This window comes from Aromatoleum sp. (genome assembly GCF_032027225.1).
GTDB lineage: Bacteria > Pseudomonadota > Gammaproteobacteria > Burkholderiales > Rhodocyclaceae > Aromatoleum.
Genome location: NZ_JAVSMM010000012.1, coordinates 1 through 19,372, shown reverse-complemented (window position 1 = coordinate 19,372; position 19,372 = coordinate 1). Strand labels below are relative to the sequence as shown.

Sequence of the window (19,372 nt, the reverse complement as noted above, 5' to 3'; positions counted from 1 at the left end):
GTGAAAAGTGGGAGTGCGGCAGGACGCTCGCGGTGGAGGCGGGGCCTCCAGCCGCGCACCCCGGTCTCAGAGCGTTTTCAGCGTGCCCTTCGGGAGCACGGTTGCGACGGCCTGGGCTTGAACGACGATGTTGACGTTGTCGGCGACTTCGACGTGCAGGTAGTTCTCGCCGATCTGCGTCACGCGCCCGGCGATACCGCCTTGCGTGACGACTTCGTCACCCTTCGCGATCGCCGCAACCATCGCTTTGTGTTCCTTTGCGCGCTTCATCTGCGGGCGGATCATCAGGAACCACAGGACGATGAACATCAGGATCAGCGGCAGCATGCCCATCAGGCCGCCGGTCGGGTCGGACCCGGCTGCGGTCTGGGCGTAAGCGTTGGAAATGAACACGTCAAACTCCGGTTGGTTGCATAAGGCGGCCGATTATAGCAGCAGCAAAAGTCGCGCTCGGCGCATGGAAAAAGGGCACGGGTCCGGGGGTCAGGCCGTGCCGGTCGCACGTTCGGCGGCGAAACGCGTGACATATTGCGCGAATTCGCCCGCGTCGATCGCCGCCCGCAGTTCCGCGGTCAGCGTCTGGTAGTAGCGCAGATTGTGAATCGTGTTGAGCATGCTGCCGAGGATTTCGCCGGCGCGGTGCAGGTGGTGCAGATACGACCGGCTGAAGTTGCGGCATGTATAGCAGTCGCACGACGGGTCGAGCGGGCGCGTGTCCTGTCTATGGCTCGCGTTCTTGATCTTGATGTCGCCGAAGCGCGTGAACAGCCAGCCGTTCCTCGCGTTGCGGGTCGGCATCACGCAGTCGAACATGTCGATGCCGGCGGCGACGCCGGCCACGATGTCTTCCGGTGTGCCGACACCCATCAGGTAGCGTGGTTTGCCCGCGGGCAGCCGCGGGGTCGTGTGCGCGAGGATGCGGGCCATGTCTTCCTTCGGCTCTCCGACGGAGAGGCCGCCGATCGCATAGCCGGAGAAGCCGATTCCGGCGAGCGCCGCCAGTGAATCGTCCCGCAGGTCCTCGAACATGCCGCCCTGGACGATGCCGAACAGCGCGTTCGGATTGCCGAGGCGGTCGAATTCGTCGCGCGAGCGCCGCGCCCAGCGCAGACTGAGTTGCATCGACTGCGCCGCCTCGTCGTGCGTCGCGGGGTGGGGCGTGCACTCGTCGAAGATCATCACGACGTCGGAGTTCAGCACGGTCTGGATCCGCATCGACTCTTCCGGCGTCAGAAAAAGTTTCGCGCCGTCGACCGGGGACGCGAACTTCACGCCTTCCTCGGTGATCTTGCGCAATGCCCCGAGGCTGAACACCTGGAATCCACCCGAGTCGGTGAGGATCGGTTTGTCCCAGCCCATGAAGTCGTGCAGGCCGCCGTGCGCAGCGATGACGTCGAGCCCCGGCCGCAGCCACAGGTGGAAGGTGTTGCCGAGGCAGATCTGCGCGCCGACGTCCGCCAGCGCTGCCGGCGTCATCGCCTTCACGGTGCCGTAAGTGCCGACCGGCATGAAGGCCGGCGTTTCGACGGTGCCGTGCGCGAGGGTCAGGCGGCCGCGCCGCGCGTGCTCGTCCCGGGTGATCAGGTCAAATTGCATCGTGACGTTGGGTGACGAACATCGCATCACCGTAGCTGAAGAAGCGGTAGGAATGGGCGATCGCATGAGCGTAGGCGCGGCGCGTCGTTTCGGTGCCGGCGAATGCCGACACCAGCATCAGCAGCGTCGACTTCGGCAGATGGAAGTTCGTGATCAGCGCGTCGACGACCTGGAAGCGGTAGCCCGGCAGGATGAAGAGTTCCGTTTCACCTGCGCCCGCTTCCAGTGCGCCGTCCTGGGCCGCGCCTTCCAACGCGCGCAGGCTCGTCGTGCCGACCGCGATCACGCGGCCCCCGGCGGCGCGCGTCGCGGCGATCGCATCGACCGTCTCCTTGGGAATCACGAAGCGCTCGCGGTGCATGCGGTGCTCGCCGAGATCGTTGACGCGGACCGGCTGGAATGTACCGGCGCCGACGTGCAGCGTCAGCCACGCTCCGCGCACCCCTTTCTTCGCCAGCTCCGCGAGCATCCTCTGGTCGAAGTGCAGGCCGGCGGTGGGGGCGGCGACCGATCCCGGCTCGCGCGCGTACACCGTCTGGTAGCGCGACTCGTCGTGCGTATCGGCGGCTCGCTCGATGTACGGCGGCAGCGGCAGCTTGCCGTGCCGTTCGAGGAGGTCGAGAAGATTGTCGGAATCGGGGAAGCGCAGGTGGAAAAATTCGCCGACACGGCCGAGCACCGTGACGTCGAACGCGTCGGCGAGGTGCAGTCGCGCGCCGCTGCGCGGCGACTTGCTCGCTCGAACCTGCGCGAGCGCTTCGTGCGGGCCGACCGCGCGCTCGATGAGGACCTCGACGCGGCCGCCGGTTTCCTTTTCGCCGTAGAGCCGCGCGTGGATGACGCGGGTGTCGTTGAAAACGAGAAGGTCGCCGGGTCGTACGAGATCGGGCAGATCGGAAAAGCGGCGGTCATCCAGTTCGTCGCCATCCACCACGAGGAGGCGGCTGCCGCATCGCTCGGGTAGCGGGGCCTGCGCGATCAGTTCGGGCGGGAGCGGGTAATCGAAATCGTCGAGAGTCAAAGACATGCGCTTGCTGCGTGCGGGGATATTCGTGGATAATGCGGCGCTTCCCAGCCGGGATGGCGGAATCGGTAGACGCAGCGGACTCAAAATCCGCCGGTGGTGACACTGTGAGGGTTCGAGTCCCTCTCCCGGCACCAGTCAGGAAGAGCCTGAACGCGCGATAAAGCCGCGGATTCTATCAGAGTTCGCGTGCTGTCGAGATCGTGGCGGCATTGTTGCCGGTGGATTTCCGGCGCTGCGGTCGCCCCGGGTTTCATCGCGTTGCACGGCTGGCGCTCGGGATATTTCCGTCGCATCACGCTCCCCTTCGACGACGTGGCCGAGAGCGGTCACGCTCCGCCCGTCCGGGGGAGACCGGAGCGGCTGATCGCTAGGGTCGCCGGATGCGAAATGCGGCGCTCGACCGAGATCGCGTAGTACGCCTCCCGGACGTCTTCCGCCTCGCCGAGGCGGCGAACGTCGTGCTGACGGCAAATTTCATCCGCGATCAGCGTTGTCGCCGGAAACACCCCGACGCCGCGCTCCCCGAACGCCTTCATCAGCGCACTATCGTCGAACTCGCCGACGATCCGCGGCGCGATGCGCTGCTCTTCGAACCATTGCAGCAGCGGTCGGCGCACCGCCGCGTCGGCGCCGGGGATCAGCATCGGCGCGCGGTCTAGGCACGCGGGAAACTGGGGGCCGAGGCGGCCGGCGAGGGCCGGGGCGGCGAAGAAACTGATCGTCGATTCGCCGAGCTTGTGGCTGTACCCGCGCACGTCCATCCGGTCCGGCATCGGGCTGTCCGCGAGGACGACGTCGAGCTTGTGGATCGCGAGTTCGCCGAGCAAGCGTTCGAGCTTGTTCTCGTGACAGACGATGCGGACCGCCTCGGGCAAGTCCATCGACGGCGCGAGCAGCACCGATGCGATCGCCTTCGGCACGACGTCGGCGATGCCGACCCGGAACGGAACCGCGCGTCCGGCGGCGCGGCTCTTCAGTGCTTCCTCGAGTTCGCTGCCGACGCGGAAGATCTCCTCGGCGTAATCGAGCACCATTTGCCCGGTTTCGGTCAGCACGAGTCCGCGGCCCCGGCGGTGGAAGAGCGTCGCGCCGAGGCTTGCTTCGAGCGCACCGATCTGCCCGCTCAAAGTCTGTGGTGCAAGGCCCGAACGCTCGCTGGCGCGCACGATGCCGCCGGCGCGAGCGACGCTCCAGAAGTGATGAAGCTGCTTGTAGTTCAGCATCGACGCATCGTCACAGTACGAGAAAACCGGATAAACATTCAGTTGAACCCGTATTTTATCGAAGTGTCAGAGCCTTAGCATTCGGAACATTCGTTTGCGCTCGGCATTCACCCGGGGATCGGGTTCAATCCCGGCACGGAATGGGGGTGGGCCACCGGGTTCCGTTGCCGAACGCGCTCTTGGGCGCCGCTCGGTGAATGGGGCGCGATGCGCCGGTTCCGCGCCGCGACTGCGGATCGCGGTGACCGGGGCGCCGCGAGCAATTGATTGATTCGAATAATCGTGACTACAGGAGGTAGACGTTCCATGGAAAACCGAATCGGAACGATGACCCGTTCGGAGGCTTCGGTCCTCTCGACGAACCGGGTGATTCGCAACACTTACATATTGCTGTCGCTGACGCTGGCGTTCTCCGCGCTCACCGCGGGCGCGTCGATGGCGCTCGGGCTGCCGCATCCGGGCCTGATCATCACCTTGGTCGGCTATTTCGGCCTGCTGTTCCTGACGACGAAGTTCCGCGACAGCGGGCTCGGGATCCTGTGCGTGTTCGCGCTGACCGGCTTCATGGGTTACACGCTCGGACCGATTTTGTCGAAGTATCTCGCGCTGCCCAACGGCTCGGCGATCGTGATGCAGGCGATGGGCGGCACGGCGGCGATCTTCCTCGGCCTGTCCGCGTATGCGCTGACAAGCCGCAAGAACTTCTCGTTCATGGGCGGCTTCCTGATGGTCGGCATCCTCGTCGCGTTCCTCGCCGGACTGGGCGCGATCTTCTTCGAGATGCCGGGGCTGTCGCTGGCGGTGTCCGCGATGTTCGTGCTGCTGATGTCGGGCCTGATTCTCTACGAGACGAGCAACATCATCCACGGCGGCGAGACGAACTACGTAATGGCCACCGTGACGCTGTTCGTGTCGCTCTTCAACCTCTTTACCAGCCTGCTGCACCTGCTGGGTTTCGCCAACAACGAGTGACGAGGCGCTGCAGCGCGCCCGACGCAGACGGGGCGGTTCGCGAAAGCGGGCCGCCCCGTTTTGTTTGAAGGGCCGTCTCGCGCGGCAGAAGCCGCGGCGCGGTCGTCGAGCGTCTTGCTTGGTGAGAGCCGGGCTCCGTCGCCAAGCGCATCAGCCGATGCGTCGAATGTCGGGTCCCGAAGTCGAATCGGCCGCCTTGGTTGCGTCGAGTGATCACCCTGACCGGTGCGCGAACCGCTCCCCGTCAGGGGCGCCGCCGCGATCGCGCGGTCAGGCGAACCGGGCCCGGATCCTCACGAGCAGCTTTCTCGCCTCGTCGAGGAACAGCACGCTCGAGGCCACCAGCGCGCATGTCGCCCAGTCGATTGCGCCGAGATGTGTTGTGGTGAAGATCTCCTGCGCGGGCGGCCAGTGGACGACGACGACCTGCAGCGCGAGCACGCCGCCTAGCGCGAGCCACAGCCGGACGTTGCGCAGAAACAGCGGATTGAACGCGCTGCCGTACTCGCTGCGCGCGTTGAAGAGGTTGAAGAACTGGAACAGCACGAAGGTCGTGAAGGCCATCGTCAGCGCGTGCTCCTGCCCGTGCTCCTGCCCGTGCTCCTGCAGCGTCGAGTGGAACAGCCACAGCGTGCCCACCATCATCGTCGCGCCGTAGAGCGACAGCCGGCCCAGCCGCGCCGGCGTGAGGATGTGGGCATCCTGCGGGCGCGGCGGTGCGTTCATGATGCCGGCGCGCGGCGGTTCGACGCCGAGCGTCATCGCTGGCGGGCCGTCCATGATGATATTGATCCACAGTAGCTGGATCGCCGTGAAGGGCGACGGCAGTCCGGTCAGGGTCGCCGCGAGCACGGTCAGGATCGCGCCGATGTTCGTCGATAGCTGGAAACGGACGAACTTGATGATGTTGTCGAAGATCACCCGGCCTTCCTCGACCGCGCGGACGATCGTCGCGAAGTTGTCGTCGGTCAGGACCATCGTCGCGGCTTCGCGCGTCACCGCTGTACCGGTGATGCCCATCGCGACGCCGATGTCGGCCGCCTTCAACGCGGGCGCGTCGTTCACCCCGTCACCGGTCATCGCGACGATGTGGCCGGTCGCCTTCAGCGCCTTGACGATCCGGACCTTGTGCGCCGGCGACACGCGCGCGAAGACCGTCAGCGCATCGGCGCGCGCCGCGAGTTCCTCGTCGCTCATCGCATCGAGCTCGGCGCCGCTGACGACCCCTCCGCGCAGGCCGAGTTCGTGCCCGATCGCGGCCGCGGTGGCCTTGTGGTCGCCGGTGATCATCTTGACGCGGATGCCTGCCCGCGCGCAGCGTTCGATCGCCTCTGCGGCCTCGGGGCGCGGCGGATCCATCAGGCCGGCGAGGCCGAGGAAAGTCCAGCCGTCGGCCCACTTCCACAGGTCGCCCGTGGCGTCGAATTCGTCCTCGGAGATCAGCCGCCGTGCGACGGCGAGCACACGCAGCGCCTGTCCCGCCAGATGTTCGTTCTCGGCGGCGAGTCGCGCGCGCGCAGCCGCGTCGAGCGGCGCGGGTTCGCCGCGTTCGTCGAGCCACCGCGACGAGCGCGCGACGAGCACGTCGGGCGCGCCCTTGACGAACATCGCGATGCCGCCTTCGACGCGATGGAAGGTCGCCATGAACTTGTGGCGCGAGTCGAACGGAATCTCCGCGATCCGGGGTGAGGCGGCTTGTTCGGCCGGCGGTTCGATGCCGCCCTTCTGCGCGAGCACCCAAAGCGCCCCCTCGGTCGGATCGCCGACGAGTTCGCCCTCGCATACCTGCGAGTCGCAGCACAGCGCCATCGGGAGGAGCAGCGGAGCGAGCACGCGCGACTCGTCGACCGTGATCCCGCCTTCGGGCCGATAGCCCTCTCCCTGTACGGAAAAGCGGCTTCCTGCGAACCAGCCGGCGCGCGCAGTCATCTGGTTCAGCGTCAGCGTGCCCGTCTTGTCGGAGCAGATCACCGTCGTGCAGCCCAGCGTCTCGACCGCCGACAGCTTCTTCAGGATCGCGCGGTTTTGCGCCATCCGGCGCATGCCGATCGCGAGCGTCACGGTGACGACTGCGGCGAGGCCCTCGGGGATCGCCGCGACGGCGAGCGCGACGGCGCTCATCGCGGCCTCGGTCCAAGGGTTGCCGCGCAGCGAGTCGAGCACGAAAATCACCGTCACGACGACGCCGGCGATCGCGGCGAGCTTCTTGCCGAGCGTGTCGAGTTGGCGCTGCAGCGGGGTTTGGTCGTCGTTGCCGCTCGCGATCATCCCGGCGAGTCGACCCATCTCGGTCTGCATGCCGGTTGCGACAACGATCATTTCGGCACGGCCGCGCGTGACGACGGTGTTCATGTACAGCAGGTTCACCCGATCGCCCAAGGGAAGATCCGGATCGTCGAGCGCGTCGGTCCGCTTGCCGACGGTCTGGGATTCGCCCGTCAGCGCGGCTTCCTCGACTTCGAGGTTGTGCACGCTGATCAGGCGGCCGTCGGCGGGGACGCGGTCGCCCGCTTCGAGCAATACGACGTCGCCGGGAACGAGGTCGGTGGCCTCCACTTCGCCCAACCGGCCGTCGCGGCGCACGCGCGCGTGCGCCGCGAGCATCTCCTTGAGCGCCGCGAGCGTACGCTCCGCGCGGTGCTCCTGGTAGAAGCCGAGCGTGGCGTTCAGCACCACGACGACGAGGATGACGATCGCGTCCTCGAATTCGCCGATCGCCCACGCGAGCGCGGCGGCGAACAGCAGCACGATGACGAGGAAATTCGCGAACTGGTCGGCGAACTTGAGCCACGCGGGCCGCGGCTTCGCCTCGGCGAGACGGTTTTCGCCATACTGGCGCAGGCGGTCCGCGACCTCGGGCGAGGCCAGGCCCGTCGCCGGGTCGAGCCGAAGCGCTTCCGCAGTGGCACGCGTGGTCAGGGTGTGCCAGTCGCGGGTTTCTTCAGCATCGACCATGAAGCGGGCGCCCCGGCGCGGGGTTTTCGTGAAAGCGTGCCCCGGCGATCGGGCACGGCTGGGGTCAGTCGGGGCGGGAAGGGTCGGGTGAGTCGGCGGGCGTGGCTTCGACGGGCTTCGCGATCCGCGTCGCCAGCACCTTGTCGATGCGCTTGCCGTCGAGGTCCACGACTTCCAGGCGCCATTCGTCCCACTGCGACACGTCTCCGGTGTGCGGCAAGCGTCCGAGCAGCCACATCACCATGCCGCTCAACGTGTGGTACCGGCCGCGGTCTTCCTCGGGGACGCTCTTCAGTTCGAGCCGGTCCTTCAGTTCCGGAATCGGGATCATGCCGTCGAGCAGCCACGAGCCGTCCTCGCGCTGCACCGCCCAGGCCTCCTCGAGGCCCTGCGGCTGAAATTCGCCGGTGACCGCTTCGAGCACGTCCTGCAGCGTGACCATGCCCTGGATTTCGCCATACTCGTCGATGACGAACACCATGTGCGTGCTCGATGCGCGGAACTGGTCGAGCAGCTCCATGCCGGTCAGCGATTCGGGCACGTACACCGGCGGCTGCAGCTGTGCCGTGAGATCGGCCTGGCCGCCGCGGAGGGTCTGGTTGAAGAGCTGCTTCGACGAGATGATGCCGAGGATGTCGTCGAGACTGCCGCGGCAGACGGGGAAGCGCGAGTGGTCCGATTCGGCCATCCGCGCGAGGTTCTCGTCGAGCGGGCGATTGACGTCGAGCCAGACGAGGTCCGAGCGCGGCACCATCAGCGAGCCGATCTGGCGATCGTCGAGGCGGAACACGTTGCGCACCATCTCGTGCTCGCTCTTCTCGATGATGCCGGCCTCCGAGCCTTCTTCGAGCAAGGCGTGGATTTCTTCCTCGGTCACGCTCGGGCCGCCTTCGTCCCGCTTGCCGAGGAGGCGCAGCAGCAGCGCGGTCGACCACGTGAGCAGCCGGACGAACGGACGCGATGCGGTCGCCAGCGCTTTCATCGGGCGCGCGACCAGCAGCGCGATGCCTTCCGGATTGATCTGGCCGATGCGTTTGGGCACCAGTTCGCCGACGACGATCGACACATAGGTGATGACGACGACGACCAGCACTGTCGCGCCGACCTCGCTCGACTGTTGCTCGAGGCCGAGCTCCTGCAGCCACCTCGCGAGCGGCGCGGCGAGCGCGGCTTCGCCGAAGATGCCGTTGAGGATGCCGATCGACGTGATGCCGATCTGGATCGTCGACAGGAAGCGCGTCGGCTCTTCGCCGAGCTCGATCGCGACCTTCGCCGCTGCGTCGCCTTCTTCGGCGAGGCGGGCGAGCCGGCTGCGACGCGCGGCGATGAGCGCGATTTCAGACATCGCGAAGGCCCCGTTCAGCAGGATCAGCGCGATCAGAATCAGTATTTCCATTATTTCGGCAGATCCGGAACGGTCATCGGCAGGCCGTGCCGAAGCAGGGCGCGCGCCGCGCGTACGGGACGCTGGAAACCGGGGGGGAGAAGGTCTGCGCCGCGGGCATTGCGCAGTCGGACGACGCGCGTGTCGGAACGGCGCGCGGGAGCGGAGTGTCGAGGCGCGCGTCGTCGCGCCGGGAATATGGAAGTGTGTGTGCGAGGGCGGCGCGCAATGCGACGACCGCGCGCGGTCCCGGGCGGAGTCGCCCGAAAGAGGGGGAGTTCCGTCCGCGTACAACATCGGCCACGCGATTCGCGGGCGGCTCCGCATCGTGCCGCGGGAAGGCGCTGTCCGTCCCGACCGGCCGCGGGATATGTGTTGCGACTACTCATGGGGCGGGGAAGGGTGCTCCCCGCGGCTCCTTGCTGTTGTTCTGACCCGACGCATGATGCCTTATCGCCGTCGCGCATGTCACCTTTCCCGCTCGTTGACGGCGACGGTGGCCCGACGTCGGAATGCTTCTTCGCGTCGCGATCCGTCCGCGCGCGAAATGCAGCGGACGCAGTGGCAACGGCGCGGAAAATGTACGCAAGTGCGTGATGTGCGACGGCTTTCCGAACGGAGGCGTTACAATACCGCACATTTTTTTTGGGACCGGGTGGATGAAGACCACTTTTCTCGATTTCGAACAGCCCGTCGCCGATCTGGAAGCGAAGATCGAGAAGCTGCGCTTCGTGCAGGACGATTCCGCAGTCGATATCTCCGAGGAGATTTCGAAGCTGGAATCCAAGAGCCAGGCGCTGACGAAGGATCTGTACGGGAAGCTGACGCCGTGGCAGATCGCGCAGGTCGCGCGCCATCCGCAGCGGCCCTACACGCTGGATTACGCCCGCCTGATCTTCACCGATTTCGTCGAGCTGCACGGGGACCGCGCGTACGCCGACGACCAGGCGATCGTCGGCGGCATGGCGCGCTTCAACGGCCAGAGCTGCGTCGTCATCGGCCATCAGAAGGGCCGTGACACCAAGGAAAAGATCCTGCGCAATTTCGGCATGCCGCGCCCGGAAGGCTATCGCAAGGCCTTGCGCCTGATGCGCCTCGCCGAAAAGTTCGGTCTGCCGGTGTTCACGTTCGTCGACACGCCGGGTGCCTATCCGGGCATCGGCGCCGAGGAGCGCGGCCAGTCCGAGGCGATCGGGCACAACCTTTATGTGATGGCGGAACTGAAGGTGCCGATCATCTCGACGATCATTGGGGAAGGCGGCTCGGGCGGGGCGCTGGCGATTGCGGTCGGCGACCAGGTGATGATGCTGCAGTACTCGACGTACTCGGTGATTTCGCCCGAAGGCTGCGCTTCCATTCTATGGAAGAGCGCCGAAAAGGCGCCGGAAGCGGCGGAAACGATGGGAATCACGGCCGCGCGGCTGAAGTCGCTCGGGCTGATCGACAAGGTCGTCAACGAACCGCTCGGTGGCGCCCACCGCGACCATCGCACGACGGGACAGAACCTCAAGCGGGCGTTGCAGGACGCGCTGCGCCAGGTTTCCGATCTTTCTTCGGCCGAACTCGTCGAAAAGCGTTTCGAGCGCCTGATGAGCTATGGCCGATACAAGGAACAGAACGCCGCCTGATGCGCGGCTGACCGAGGCCGTTGCGCAGGTCCTGCAGACGGCAGGCGTCGCGCCGCGGCAAACGCTCTGCGTCGCCTTCAGCGGCGGCGTCGATTCCACCGTTCTGCTGCATCTGCTGGCCGGACTGCGCCCCCGCTTCGGCTTCGAACTCGCCGCTGCGCATGTCCACCACGGCTTGAGCCCCAATGCCGACACGTGGCTCGCGAGCTGCGCCGGGCAGTGCGCCGCGCTCGGTGTCCCGTTCCATCCTTTCCAGGTCGCGGTTCCGCGCGATCACCCGGCCGGGCTCGAAGCGGCGGCGCGCGAACTTCGCCACGCGGCGCTGTCACGCGTCGCGTGCGACTGGCTCGTGTTCGGCCATCACCTGGACGATCAGGCCGAGACGATGCTGTTCCGCCTGCTGCGCGGCGCCGGTGTGCGCGGCGCCGCCGCGATGCGGGCCGTCGAGGAGGGGGCGCCGGGCCGGTTGCGGCCGCTGCTCGGCGTGCGCCGCTCGGAGATCGTCCGCTTCGCAGAGGCGGCGTCGCTCGAATGGGTCGAGGACGAAAGCAACGCCGATCCGGGTTTCTCGCGCAACTTCCTGCGCCACCGCGTTCTGCCGCTGGCCGGCGAAGCCTTTCCGGGCGCGGTGCCGGCGCTCGCGCGCGCAGCCGACCATTTCCGCGAGGCGGGCGAGCTGCTCGACGAGCTGGCGGCGCTCGACGCGGCCGCCGGCGGCGAGGACACACTCGTGCGCGAGCGCCTGCTCGGCCTGTCGGACGCCCGCGTGCGCAACCTGCTCCGCTACCGGGTCCGAGGCATGGGATATGACGCACCCGCGCGGGCGCGCCTTGCCGAAGCGGTCCGACAGCTTCGCGACGCCGGCGAGCGGCCGCTCATCGTGTCGCTGGGTGCGGTGAACTGCTGCGCGTATCGAGGCGAAGTGTGGCTGGAGGCCGGGTTCGACGAGGCTGCGGCGGAGCCCGTCGCGTGGCGAGATGAGACGAGCCTGCGATGGGCAAGCGGGGAAGTGCGCTTCGCCCCGGTCGTCGGCGATGGTATCGGGCGGGCGGCGTTCGAAGGGCGCGATGTGATGCTGACGCCGCGCTGGCCGGGGCTCACGCTGCGCGGGGACGTCGGCCGGCCCCGTCGCACGTTCAAGAATCTTTGCCAGGAAGCCGGCATTCCCGCGTGGATGCGACCGCGCCTGCCGGTGCTCCGCGTCGGCGACGACGCGGCGTGGATCGCGGAAATCGGCGTCGCGGCGGAATTCCGCTGTGCGCCGGGCGAGCAGGGGGTGCTGCCGGTGTGGCGGCGACGGGAGCTGCCGCCGAAAGGGTGAGGCGGCGGGGACAGGACGTCCCGGCCGCGCGCTTCCGGGTCGCTCCCGGCTTCAGCCCGCGGACTTCCCGCCGAGCAGATTGATCATTTGCGCGAGTTCGACCGCGGAGCGGACCTGCATCTTGTCGAACACTTTCGAGCGGTGCGCCTCGACGGTACGCATCGAAATGTTCAGTTCGTCGGCGATCACCTTGTTGTATTTGCCGGCGAGGATCTGGTCCATCACTTCCCGTTCGCGCGCGGTCAGCAGCGCAAGCCGCGCCTCGATGGTCTCGCGGCTTGCCGCGGCGAGCTGGCGTTCGGCGTCGGTTTCGAGCGCGTGCAGCACGACGTCCACGAGGTCGCTGTCGTTGAACGGCTTCTCGATGAAGTCGAAGGCGCCCTTCTTCAGCGCGGCGACCGCCATAGGCACGTCGCCGTGGCCGGTGATGAACACGACGGGCAGCTGGTTGCCGCGCGCGCGCAGGATGTCGAAGCACTCGAGCCCGCTCATCCCTGCCATCCGGATGTCGAGCACCGCGCAGCCGCGCCAGTCCGGCTGCACCGCAGCGAGGAAGCTTTCGGCACTGGCCCACGTGGAGCAGGCGACGTTGCGCGTCTTGAACAGCCACTGCAGTGCATCGCGAATGGCTTCGTCGTCATCGATGATGTGGGCACAGACCGGACTCATTGGGTTTCCACGGGTAGCGACAGGATAAAGATGGTACCGCCCTCGGGATTGCTTTCGAAGCCGAGGCGGCCGTGATGGAGTTCGGCGATCGAGCGGCAGATGTTCAGACCCATGCCCATGCCTTCGGCCTTCGTCGTGAAGAAGGGCTCGAACAGGCGCCGCGCGGTCTCCGGGTCGATGCCGAACCCGCGGTCGGCGACGCGCACGACCAGATTGCCGCCTTCCTCGCGCGTGCTGATCGCAACCGTGCGGCGCCCGGCGGGATTGTCGCGCATCGCGTCCATGCCGTTGCGCAGCAGATTGACGACGACCTGCTCGATCATCACCGGGTCGGCCGCGATTTCGGACAGGTTCGGCGCGAGGTCGGCATCGATCCGCATCCCGCGGCTGCGCGCGTCGGCGTCGATCAGTTCGACCGCGTCGCCGATCACCTCGTTGAGGTCGAGGGCCTTGCGTTTCGGTTTCGAGCGGCGCACGAAATCATGCACGCGGCGGATGATGTCGCCCGCGCGGCTCGCCTGGCGGCCGAGCTTGCGGTGGGTGTCGCGCAGCTCCTCGCGGTCGATGTCCGGTTGCTCGAGGCGGTTCAGGCAGCCGGTGTTGTAGCTCGCGATCGCGGCGAGCGGCTGGTTCAGTTCGTGCGCGAGCGTCGACGCCATCTCGCCCATCGTGATCAGGCGCGAGGTCGCCTGCAGTCGTTCTTCCTGCTGCTGCGCGAGCTCGCGCGCTCGCTTCTGTTCGGTGATGTCGAGCATCGAGCCCATCCAGCCGGTGTGACGGCCCGACACGTCGATCAGCGGCGCCTCGAAGATCAGCGCGTCGAGCCGCTCGCCGTTCTTGCGTCGCAGCCGCAACTCGACGCCTTCGGGCGGGGACTCGCCGGCGAGGATCATGTCGTGCACTTCCTGCGTGTGCTCGAGATCGTCGGGATCCCAGTACGGCAGCGGCGGCAGGCGTCCGATCAGCTCTTCCGGCCCATAACCGACCATCTTGCAGAACGCGGGATTCACGTAGGTGATGCGGCCGGCGAGATCCCGCGCGCGCAGACCGGTCAGCAGCGAATCCTCCATCGCGCGGCGGAACAGTGACTCGCTGCGCAGCGCCTGTTCGGCGCGGTGACGGTGCGTCAGCTGGCGGCGCAGTTGCCAGACGCTCCAGACGATGATGCCCGCGAGCAGGACGATCGATGCGACGAGGAGCAGCGGCACCCAGCGGGTTTCGTCGCGATAGGCGGTGATCTCAAGGGTCAGCCCCTGGCCCGGCGGATCGAAGGGCATCGTGTAGCTCTGTTCGTTCGAGACCGGCGCGACCTTCGATTTCGCGACGATTTCGCGTCCGTCGGCATCGAGCACGCTGACGCGATAGCGCTCGGAGAACCACCATGGCAGCTCGCGCAGGATCAGGTCCTGCAGTGAGTAGATGCCGACCACGGCGCCGAGAAAGGCGTCGTTCGAGTAAACCGGGACGTGGACCTCGAACTCATGGCTGCCGTCCGCGACCTGGTATGTCGGGCTGTAGGTTCGCCTGCCGACGGCGCGGGCGAGGCGGAACACGGAGTCCGCCGGTACCGCGCCGGTGGACTCGCCGATCAGATGGTCGTCGGACATCGGCGGCATCGCGCCCTGTGTGACGCCGTCGGCGTCGAGCCACAGCACCCGTATCAGCCCGCTCTGCGGTCGCAATATCTGCCTCAGGCTCGCGTCCGTCTGGTCCTGGGGACGGCCACCCGAAAGCAGCTCGAGGCCGACCTGGTCGAGCAGCGCGACATTGCGGTCGAGCTGGAACTGGAGGTTCTGCTCCATCCACAGCACGTCGTTGATCAGGGTCATCCGTTGCTCTTCCTTGTCGTGCGAACGCGTCAGCCACACGAGGGCGACGATCACCGACAGGAACAGCGGCAGCGCGAGGTAGGGCAGCGTCCCAAGCCATTTCGTCGCCCTGGACGAATCGGTCACGCGGCGGCTGGGCATCTGATGGAGATCGGAGAAACGTCTTTTCGGCTCAGGGGTCATGGGCGGGACAAACTGCACGTCCAGTTGCGGACTTCCACAATAGTGGATCGCAGAATACAGGTACTAAAGTGCACTTGTATCTCGTGTCTTATAGCTTTTCTCGGATAACCGGCACGGGAACAAGTCGTTCCTCAGGAGGAGAAGGTAATGAAATTTCGTGCGCTTTTCGTCGGTCTGGTTGCAATGGGCCTGTCCGCCGCGTCGGTCGCCGCAGAACCGATCGTGATCAAGTTCAGCCACGTCGTCGCCAACGACACGCCGAAGGGCAAGGCCGCTGACAAGTTCAAGGAACTCGCGGAGAAATACACTAAAGGCGGCGTCAAGGTCGAAGTCTATCCGAACAGCACGCTGTACAAGGACAAGGAAGAAATGGAAGCGCTGCAGCTCGGCGCCGTCCAGATGCTCGCGCCGTCGCTCGCGAAGTTCGGTCCGCTGGGCGTGAAGGAATTCGAGGCATTCGATCTGCCGTACATCTTCGACGGCTACGACGACCTGCACAAGATCACGACCGGCCCGGTCGGCCAGAAGCTGCTTGGCAAGCTCGAAGCGCGCGGCATCAAGGGCCTGGCGTTCTGGGACAACGGCTTCAAGTCGTTCTCCGCGAACAGCCCGATCAAGAAGCCCGAGGACCTGAAGGGCAAGAAGATGCGCGTGCAGTCGTCGAAGGTGCTCGAGGAGCAGATGCGCGCGCTGGGTTCGATTCCGCAGGTGATGGCGTTCTCCGAGGTCTATCAGGCCTTGCAGACCGGCGTCGTCGACGGCACCGAGAACCCGCACTCGAACCTGTACACGCAGAAGATGCACGAAGTGCAGAAACACATGACGCTGACCGACCACGGTTATCTCGGTTACGCGGTGATCACCAACAAGAAGTTCTGGGACGGGCTGCCCGGCGAGACGCGCACGCAGCTCGAGCAGGCGATGAAGGAGTCCACCGAGTACGCGAACAGGATCGCGAAGGAAGAGAACGACAAGTCGCTCGAAGCCGTCCGCGCGTCCGGCAAGACCGAGATCTACAAGCCGACCGACGCCGAGAAGCTCGCGTTCAAGAAGGCGCTCGTGCCGGTGCATAAGAAGATGGAGTCGCGCATCGGCGCCGACACGATCAAGTCGATCTACGAAGCGACCGGCTTCGATCCGTCCAAGCTATAAATCCAGGCTGTTACAACACATCACCGAACGCCCGCCGGTCTTGGATCCTGACTGGCGGGCGTTTTCGTGACGGGAGTTCCCCCAATGAAAGTGCTCGATCACCTCGAGGAATGGCTCATCACCTTCCTCATGGGCGCGGCCACGCTGATCATCTTCGTGTCCGTCATCCACCGTTACGGCTCCGGCCTATCGATTCCGGGTCTGCAGGACTGGCTGCTGTCGCTGAACCTCGGCTGGGCGCAGGAGCTGACGATCATCATGTTCGTGTGGATGGCGAAGTTCGGCGCGGCCTACGGCGTGCGCACCGGCATCCACGTCGGCGTCGACGTGCTGATCAACCGGCTGTCGGCCCCCAACCGCGCCAAGTTCGTCGTCATCGGTCTGGGCGCCGGTGCGCTCTTCACCGGCATCGTCGGCACGCTCGGGCTCACCTTCGTGCTCGAGAACGGCGCCGAATATCAATTCCTGACCTGGTTCGGCATGGACGTCGGCGACCTCTACGAAGGCCCGACCACGCCCGACCTCGAATGGCCGACGTGGATCGTCTACTCGGCGATTCCGCTCGGTTCCTACCTGATGTGCTTCCGCTTCCTGCAGGTGATGGCCGGCTTCATCCGCACCGGTGAGCTGCCGACGCACGACCACGGCCACGTCGACGGCATCGAGGAGGAACAGATCCCGCTCGACGCGAACTACCTCGACATGGACGACAACCTGCATCCGCACGACCTGACGCACAAGCAGATGGGCGAGAACGGCAAGGGAGACAAGCAATGAGCGCCGCCATCATCTTCGTTCTGCTCCTGGTGCTGATGCTCACCGGGATGCCGATCTCGATCTCGCTGGGTCTGACGGTTCTGACCTTCCTCTTCACGATGACTCAGGTGCCGATCGAGTCGGTCGCGCTCAAGCTCTTCACCGGCATCGAGAAGTTCGAGATCATGGCGATCCCGTTCTTCATCCTCGCGGGCAACTTCCTGACCCACGGCGGGGTCGCGCGGCGGATGATCAACTTCGCGACCTCGATGGTCGGCCACTGGCACGGCGGCCTCGGTCTCGGCGGCGTGATGGCGTGCGCGCTCTTCGCGGCGGTGTCGGGCTCGAGCCCTGCGACTGTGGTCGCGATCGGCGCGATCCTGCTGCCGGCGATGGTCAAACAGGGCTTCCCGAACAAGTTCGGCGCAGGCGTCATCACGACCTCGGGCGCGCTCGGCATCCTGATTCCGCCGTCGATCGTGATGGTCATGTACTCGGTGTCGACCAACACCTCGGTCGGCGCGCTCTTCATGGCCGGCGTCGTGCCGGGCCTCCTGCTCGCGGCCTTCCTCGGCTTCACGACCTGGTGGCGCGCGCGCAAGTTCGGCTACCCGCGTCAGCCGAAGGCGACCTGGGGCGAGCGCTTCAAGGCCTTCCGCGAATCGGCCTGGGGTCTGTTCCTGATCGTCGTCGTGATGGGCGGGATCTACACCGGCATCTTCACGCCGACCGAAGCGGCCGCGATGAGCGCGGTGTATGCGTTCTTCGTCGCGGTGTTCGTGTACAAGGACCTCGGCATGAAGGACGTGCCGAAGGTGCTGCTGAACTCCGCGAACATGAGCGCGATGCTGCTCTACATCATCACCAACGCGGTGCTGTTCTCGTTCCTGCTCACGCACGAGAACATTCCTCAGGCGATGGCGGAGTTCATGATCGGCACCGGGGTGGGCGTGATCGGCTTCCTGATCATGGCCAACATCCTGATGCTGATCGCGGGCAACTTCATGGAGCCGTCGTCGATCGTGCTGATCCTCGCGCCGATCCTGTTCCCGATCGCGGTACAGCTCGGGATCGACCCGGTGCATTTCGGCATCATCATGGTGGTGAACATGGAGGTGGGCATGTGCCACCCGCCGGTGGGCCTGAACCTCTACGTCGCCTCGGGCATCACGAAGATGGGGATTACCGAGCTCACGGTGGCGGTATGGCCGTGGCTCGTGTCCATGCTGGTGTTCCTGGTGCTCGTGACCTACTGGCCCGCGATGTCGCTCGCGCTGCCGCGTGCACTCGGGATGATGTAAGCCCGGCCTCGGCCGACGTTCGAAAAAACCCGCCGTCGTGGCGGGTTTTTTTTGCTCTGCCGAGATCGCGGTCGCCGGCAGGGGAGAGCGCCCGATATTGCGCTCCGCATTGGAGTCGCCGCCGCGCCGGCAACGAGCCGCGCGGCACAGCATGTGGCGGCCCTCGACCCGTTTCGCCCGTCATCGGGTCGCGCTCGATGGTCTCGCGCGCGGATCGTGCGACATCCAGGAACGGCGCTAGTCGATGATCTCGGGCGCCTGCACAGCACGGGCCCCCTCGGGAGGCTTGCGGTACTTGAACGTCCCCATCCCTTTCGCGACGAGGTGACCGCGACCGTCGCGAACTTCGGCCTCGCAGAAGCAGACGGACTTCCCGCCGCCGACCACGCGAGCGTCGGCGATCACCCGGCCGAAGCCGGGACTCATGAAATTGACCGATACGCCGGTGGACACGACCGACAGGCGGAATTCCTGTCGTGACATCGCCGCGCGCGCCATCGTGGTGTCGATCAGCGCCATCAGCACGCCCCCGTGCACGGCGCCGTGCATGTTGCTGAAATCGGGGCGGTGTTCGACCGCCATGCGTGCCGTGCCGTCCGCGATGCTGATCTCCTCGATCTGGAGCAGGTCGGTGAAGGGATTTCTGAAATTCGGCGGCGAAGTCATTCGTCTGTCCTTCTGAAATTCGAGGGAGGAGCACCGCCCCCCGATTGGCGAACGCATCGTCATGCGCGAGACGACTTAGCGTCAATTCAGGTTTTCTTTATCCCCCGTTTCGATCGCGTGAAGTCGGGACGAATCCTTGTTATTCCTCAGCATTGCCTTTGCGATTCCTGAAGCCTCTATTAAGAAAACGCGAATTGCACGCAGCATGGAAGCAACTAGACTCGTCCCGACGGCCGAAGGAGCTCCCCTCCGGGAACCGGGACTTCGCGGTCAGCCTCCCGAGCGACGGCGGGTGCCGTGTTCATCGGATTCGAAGCGCATGTACCGCGGCAGCACGGCAACAGGATCGCGCCGGGATGGAAGTGCCGAAAGGGGTGCTGCCGGTTTCGATCGATTGAAACCCTGCCGACGACGGAGCGGAATGCGGTCGCGAAGGCGACGCACGTAAAACCCGGAGATGCGATCGCTGCAAGGGACTTGCGGGTCGAGTTCAATCGAGTATCGGCGCGACGACGATGTCATGGCCGCCGGTTCGATTTTAATGGAGTAGAGACATGAAGATTCTGGTCCCCGTGAAACGCGTGGTCGATTACAACGTGAAGGTGCGCGTCAAGAGTGACGGCAGCGGCGTGGATATCGCCAATGTGAAGATGTCGATGAACCCGTTCGACGAGATCGCCGTGGAAGAGGCGGTGCGGCTGAAGGAAGCG

15 protein-coding genes, 1 tRNA gene and 1 pseudogene are annotated in these 19,372 nt (G+C 65.9%); 8 read left to right on the top strand and 9 right to left on the bottom strand.

The genetic code is table 11. From position 1 onward, the window contains the following. Positions 1-66: 66 nt before the first annotated feature. The 3 genes from yajC to queA all read right to left on the bottom strand — a co-directional run bounded on the left by yajC (position 67) and on the right by queA (position 2,623). The gene (gene yajC, locus ROZ37_RS13685) at positions 67-393 is read right to left on the bottom strand and encodes a preprotein translocase subunit YajC (protein WP_312660080.1); all 327 of its coding nucleotides are present in this window, start codon (positions 391-393) and stop codon (positions 67-69) included. 90 nt (positions 394-483) lie between these two features. Next, on the bottom strand, positions 484-1,596 hold the full coding sequence (gene tgt / locus ROZ37_RS13680; protein WP_312660079.1) for a tRNA guanosine(34) transglycosylase Tgt: 1,113 nt from the start codon (positions 1,594-1,596) through the stop codon (positions 484-486). Further along, positions 1,586-2,623 carry a tRNA preQ1(34) S-adenosylmethionine ribosyltransferase-isomerase QueA gene (gene queA / locus ROZ37_RS13675; RefSeq protein ID WP_312660077.1) on the bottom strand — a complete coding sequence of 346 codons (1,038 nt, stop codon included), beginning with the start codon at positions 2,621-2,623 and terminating at the stop codon, positions 1,586-1,588. Before queA ends, tgt begins: the two co-directional genes overlap by 11 nt. Before the next feature lie 47 nt (positions 2,624-2,670). Here queA and ROZ37_RS13670 point away from each other — a divergent pair. After that, positions 2,671-2,757: transfer RNA gene (locus tag ROZ37_RS13670), tRNA-Leu, on the top strand. Between the two features lie 192 nt (positions 2,758-2,949). On the opposite strand, the gene nhaR is transcribed toward ROZ37_RS13670, so the two are convergent. Further along, complete coding sequence (gene nhaR / locus ROZ37_RS13665) at positions 2,950-3,846, bottom strand: transcriptional activator NhaR (protein ID WP_312660075.1); 897 nt, start codon at positions 3,844-3,846, stop codon at positions 2,950-2,952. A gap of 306 nt (positions 3,847-4,152) precedes the next feature. Here nhaR and ROZ37_RS13660 point away from each other — a divergent pair, with 306 nt between their 5' ends. Next, the gene (locus ROZ37_RS13660; protein WP_312660073.1) at positions 4,153-4,818 is read left to right on the top strand and encodes a Bax inhibitor-1/YccA family protein; all 666 of its coding nucleotides are present in this window, start codon (positions 4,153-4,155) and stop codon (positions 4,816-4,818) included. Between the two features lie 270 nt (positions 4,819-5,088). Here ROZ37_RS13660 and ROZ37_RS13655 read toward each other — a convergent pair whose 3' ends face one another. Next, positions 5,089-7,773 (bottom strand): HAD-IC family P-type ATPase, encoded by a 2,685-nt coding sequence (locus tag ROZ37_RS13655; protein ID WP_312660072.1) that lies wholly within the window; start codon positions 7,771-7,773, stop codon positions 5,089-5,091. A gap of 64 nt (positions 7,774-7,837) precedes the next feature. Further along, positions 7,838-9,169 (bottom strand): hemolysin family protein, encoded by a 1,332-nt coding sequence (locus ROZ37_RS13650; RefSeq protein ID WP_312660071.1) that lies wholly within the window; start codon positions 9,167-9,169, stop codon positions 7,838-7,840. Positions 9,170-9,816: 647 nt separating this feature from the next. On the opposite strand from ROZ37_RS13650, the gene ROZ37_RS13645 reads away from it, so the two are divergent. Beyond that, positions 9,817-10,785 (top strand): acetyl-CoA carboxylase carboxyltransferase subunit alpha, encoded by a 969-nt coding sequence (locus ROZ37_RS13645; RefSeq protein WP_312660070.1) that lies wholly within the window; start codon positions 9,817-9,819, stop codon positions 10,783-10,785. Next, positions 10,754-12,106: a tRNA lysidine(34) synthetase TilS gene (gene tilS / locus ROZ37_RS13640; protein ID WP_312660068.1), complete on the top strand. Its 1,353-nt coding sequence runs from the start codon at positions 10,754-10,756 to the stop codon at positions 12,104-12,106. Before ROZ37_RS13645 ends, tilS begins: the two co-directional genes overlap by 32 nt. Positions 12,107-12,157: 51 nt before the next feature. On the opposite strand, the gene ROZ37_RS13635 is transcribed toward tilS, so the two are convergent. Beyond that, a complete protein-coding gene (locus tag ROZ37_RS13635) occupies positions 12,158-12,775 on the bottom strand; it encodes a response regulator (protein ID WP_312660067.1) in 618 nt (205 codons plus the stop codon). Beyond that, complete coding sequence (locus ROZ37_RS13630; protein WP_312660066.1) at positions 12,772-14,745, bottom strand: PAS domain S-box protein; 1,974 nt, start codon at positions 14,743-14,745, stop codon at positions 12,772-12,774. The genes ROZ37_RS13635 and ROZ37_RS13630 overlap by 4 nt, the downstream gene beginning before the upstream one ends. 189 nt (positions 14,746-14,934) lie before the next feature. Here ROZ37_RS13630 and ROZ37_RS13625 point away from each other — a divergent pair, with 189 nt between their 5' ends. The 3 genes from ROZ37_RS13625 (at position 14,935) to ROZ37_RS13615 (ending at position 17,996) form a co-directional block, all read left to right on the top strand. Further along, complete coding sequence (locus ROZ37_RS13625; RefSeq protein WP_312660065.1) at positions 14,935-15,939, top strand: TRAP transporter substrate-binding protein; 1,005 nt, start codon at positions 14,935-14,937, stop codon at positions 15,937-15,939. A gap of 84 nt (positions 15,940-16,023) precedes the next feature. Continuing rightward, complete coding sequence (locus ROZ37_RS13620; RefSeq protein ID WP_312660064.1) at positions 16,024-16,716, top strand: TRAP transporter small permease; 693 nt, start codon at positions 16,024-16,026, stop codon at positions 16,714-16,716. Next, complete coding sequence (locus ROZ37_RS13615) at positions 16,713-17,996, top strand: TRAP transporter large permease subunit (RefSeq protein ID WP_312660062.1); 1,284 nt, start codon at positions 16,713-16,715, stop codon at positions 17,994-17,996. Before ROZ37_RS13620 ends, ROZ37_RS13615 begins: the two co-directional genes overlap by 4 nt. A 237-nt stretch (positions 17,997-18,233) precedes the next feature. Here ROZ37_RS13615 and ROZ37_RS13610 read toward each other — a convergent pair whose 3' ends face one another. Continuing rightward, positions 18,234-18,662 (bottom strand): PaaI family thioesterase, encoded by a 429-nt coding sequence (locus ROZ37_RS13610; RefSeq protein WP_312660060.1) that lies wholly within the window; start codon positions 18,660-18,662, stop codon positions 18,234-18,236. A gap of 554 nt (positions 18,663-19,216) precedes the next feature. Here ROZ37_RS13610 and ROZ37_RS13605 point away from each other — a divergent pair. Next, positions 19,217-19,372, top strand: a pseudogene (locus ROZ37_RS13605) (electron transfer flavoprotein subunit beta/FixA family protein); the annotation flags it as partial.

Bases quoted from the DNA above. Each gene is read 5' to 3' on its own strand.
- ROZ37_RS13655 (WP_312660072.1), bottom strand. From the start codon at position 7,773: ATGGTCGATGCTGAAGAAACCCGCGACTGGCACACCCTGACCACGCGT.
- ROZ37_RS13635 (WP_312660067.1), bottom strand. From the start codon at position 12,775: ATGAGTCCGGTCTGTGCCCACATCATCGATGACGACGAAGCCATTCGC.
- tilS (WP_312660068.1), top strand. From the start codon at position 10,754: ATGGCCGATACAAGGAACAGAACGCCGCCTGATGCGCGGCTGACCGAG.
- tgt (WP_312660079.1), bottom strand. From the start codon at position 1,596: ATGCAATTTGACCTGATCACCCGGGACGAGCACGCGCGGCGCGGCCGC.
- ROZ37_RS13610 (WP_312660060.1), bottom strand. From the start codon at position 18,662: ATGACTTCGCCGCCGAATTTCAGAAATCCCTTCACCGACCTGCTCCAG.
- ROZ37_RS13620 (WP_312660064.1), top strand. From the start codon at position 16,024: ATGAAAGTGCTCGATCACCTCGAGGAATGGCTCATCACCTTCCTCATG.
- ROZ37_RS13615 (WP_312660062.1), top strand. From the start codon at position 16,713: ATGAGCGCCGCCATCATCTTCGTTCTGCTCCTGGTGCTGATGCTCACC.
- queA (WP_312660077.1), bottom strand. From the start codon at position 2,623: ATGTCTTTGACTCTCGACGATTTCGATTACCCGCTCCCGCCCGAACTG.
- ROZ37_RS13630 (WP_312660066.1), bottom strand. From the start codon at position 14,745: ATGCCCAGCCGCCGCGTGACCGATTCGTCCAGGGCGACGAAATGGCTT.
- ROZ37_RS13645 (WP_312660070.1), top strand. From the start codon at position 9,817: ATGAAGACCACTTTTCTCGATTTCGAACAGCCCGTCGCCGATCTGGAA.
- ROZ37_RS13660 (WP_312660073.1), top strand. From the start codon at position 4,153: ATGGAAAACCGAATCGGAACGATGACCCGTTCGGAGGCTTCGGTCCTC.
- nhaR (WP_312660075.1), bottom strand. From the start codon at position 3,846: ATGCTGAACTACAAGCAGCTTCATCACTTCTGGAGCGTCGCTCGCGCC.
- ROZ37_RS13650 (WP_312660071.1), bottom strand. From the start codon at position 9,169: ATGGAAATACTGATTCTGATCGCGCTGATCCTGCTGAACGGGGCCTTC.
- ROZ37_RS13625 (WP_312660065.1), top strand. From the start codon at position 14,935: ATGAAATTTCGTGCGCTTTTCGTCGGTCTGGTTGCAATGGGCCTGTCC.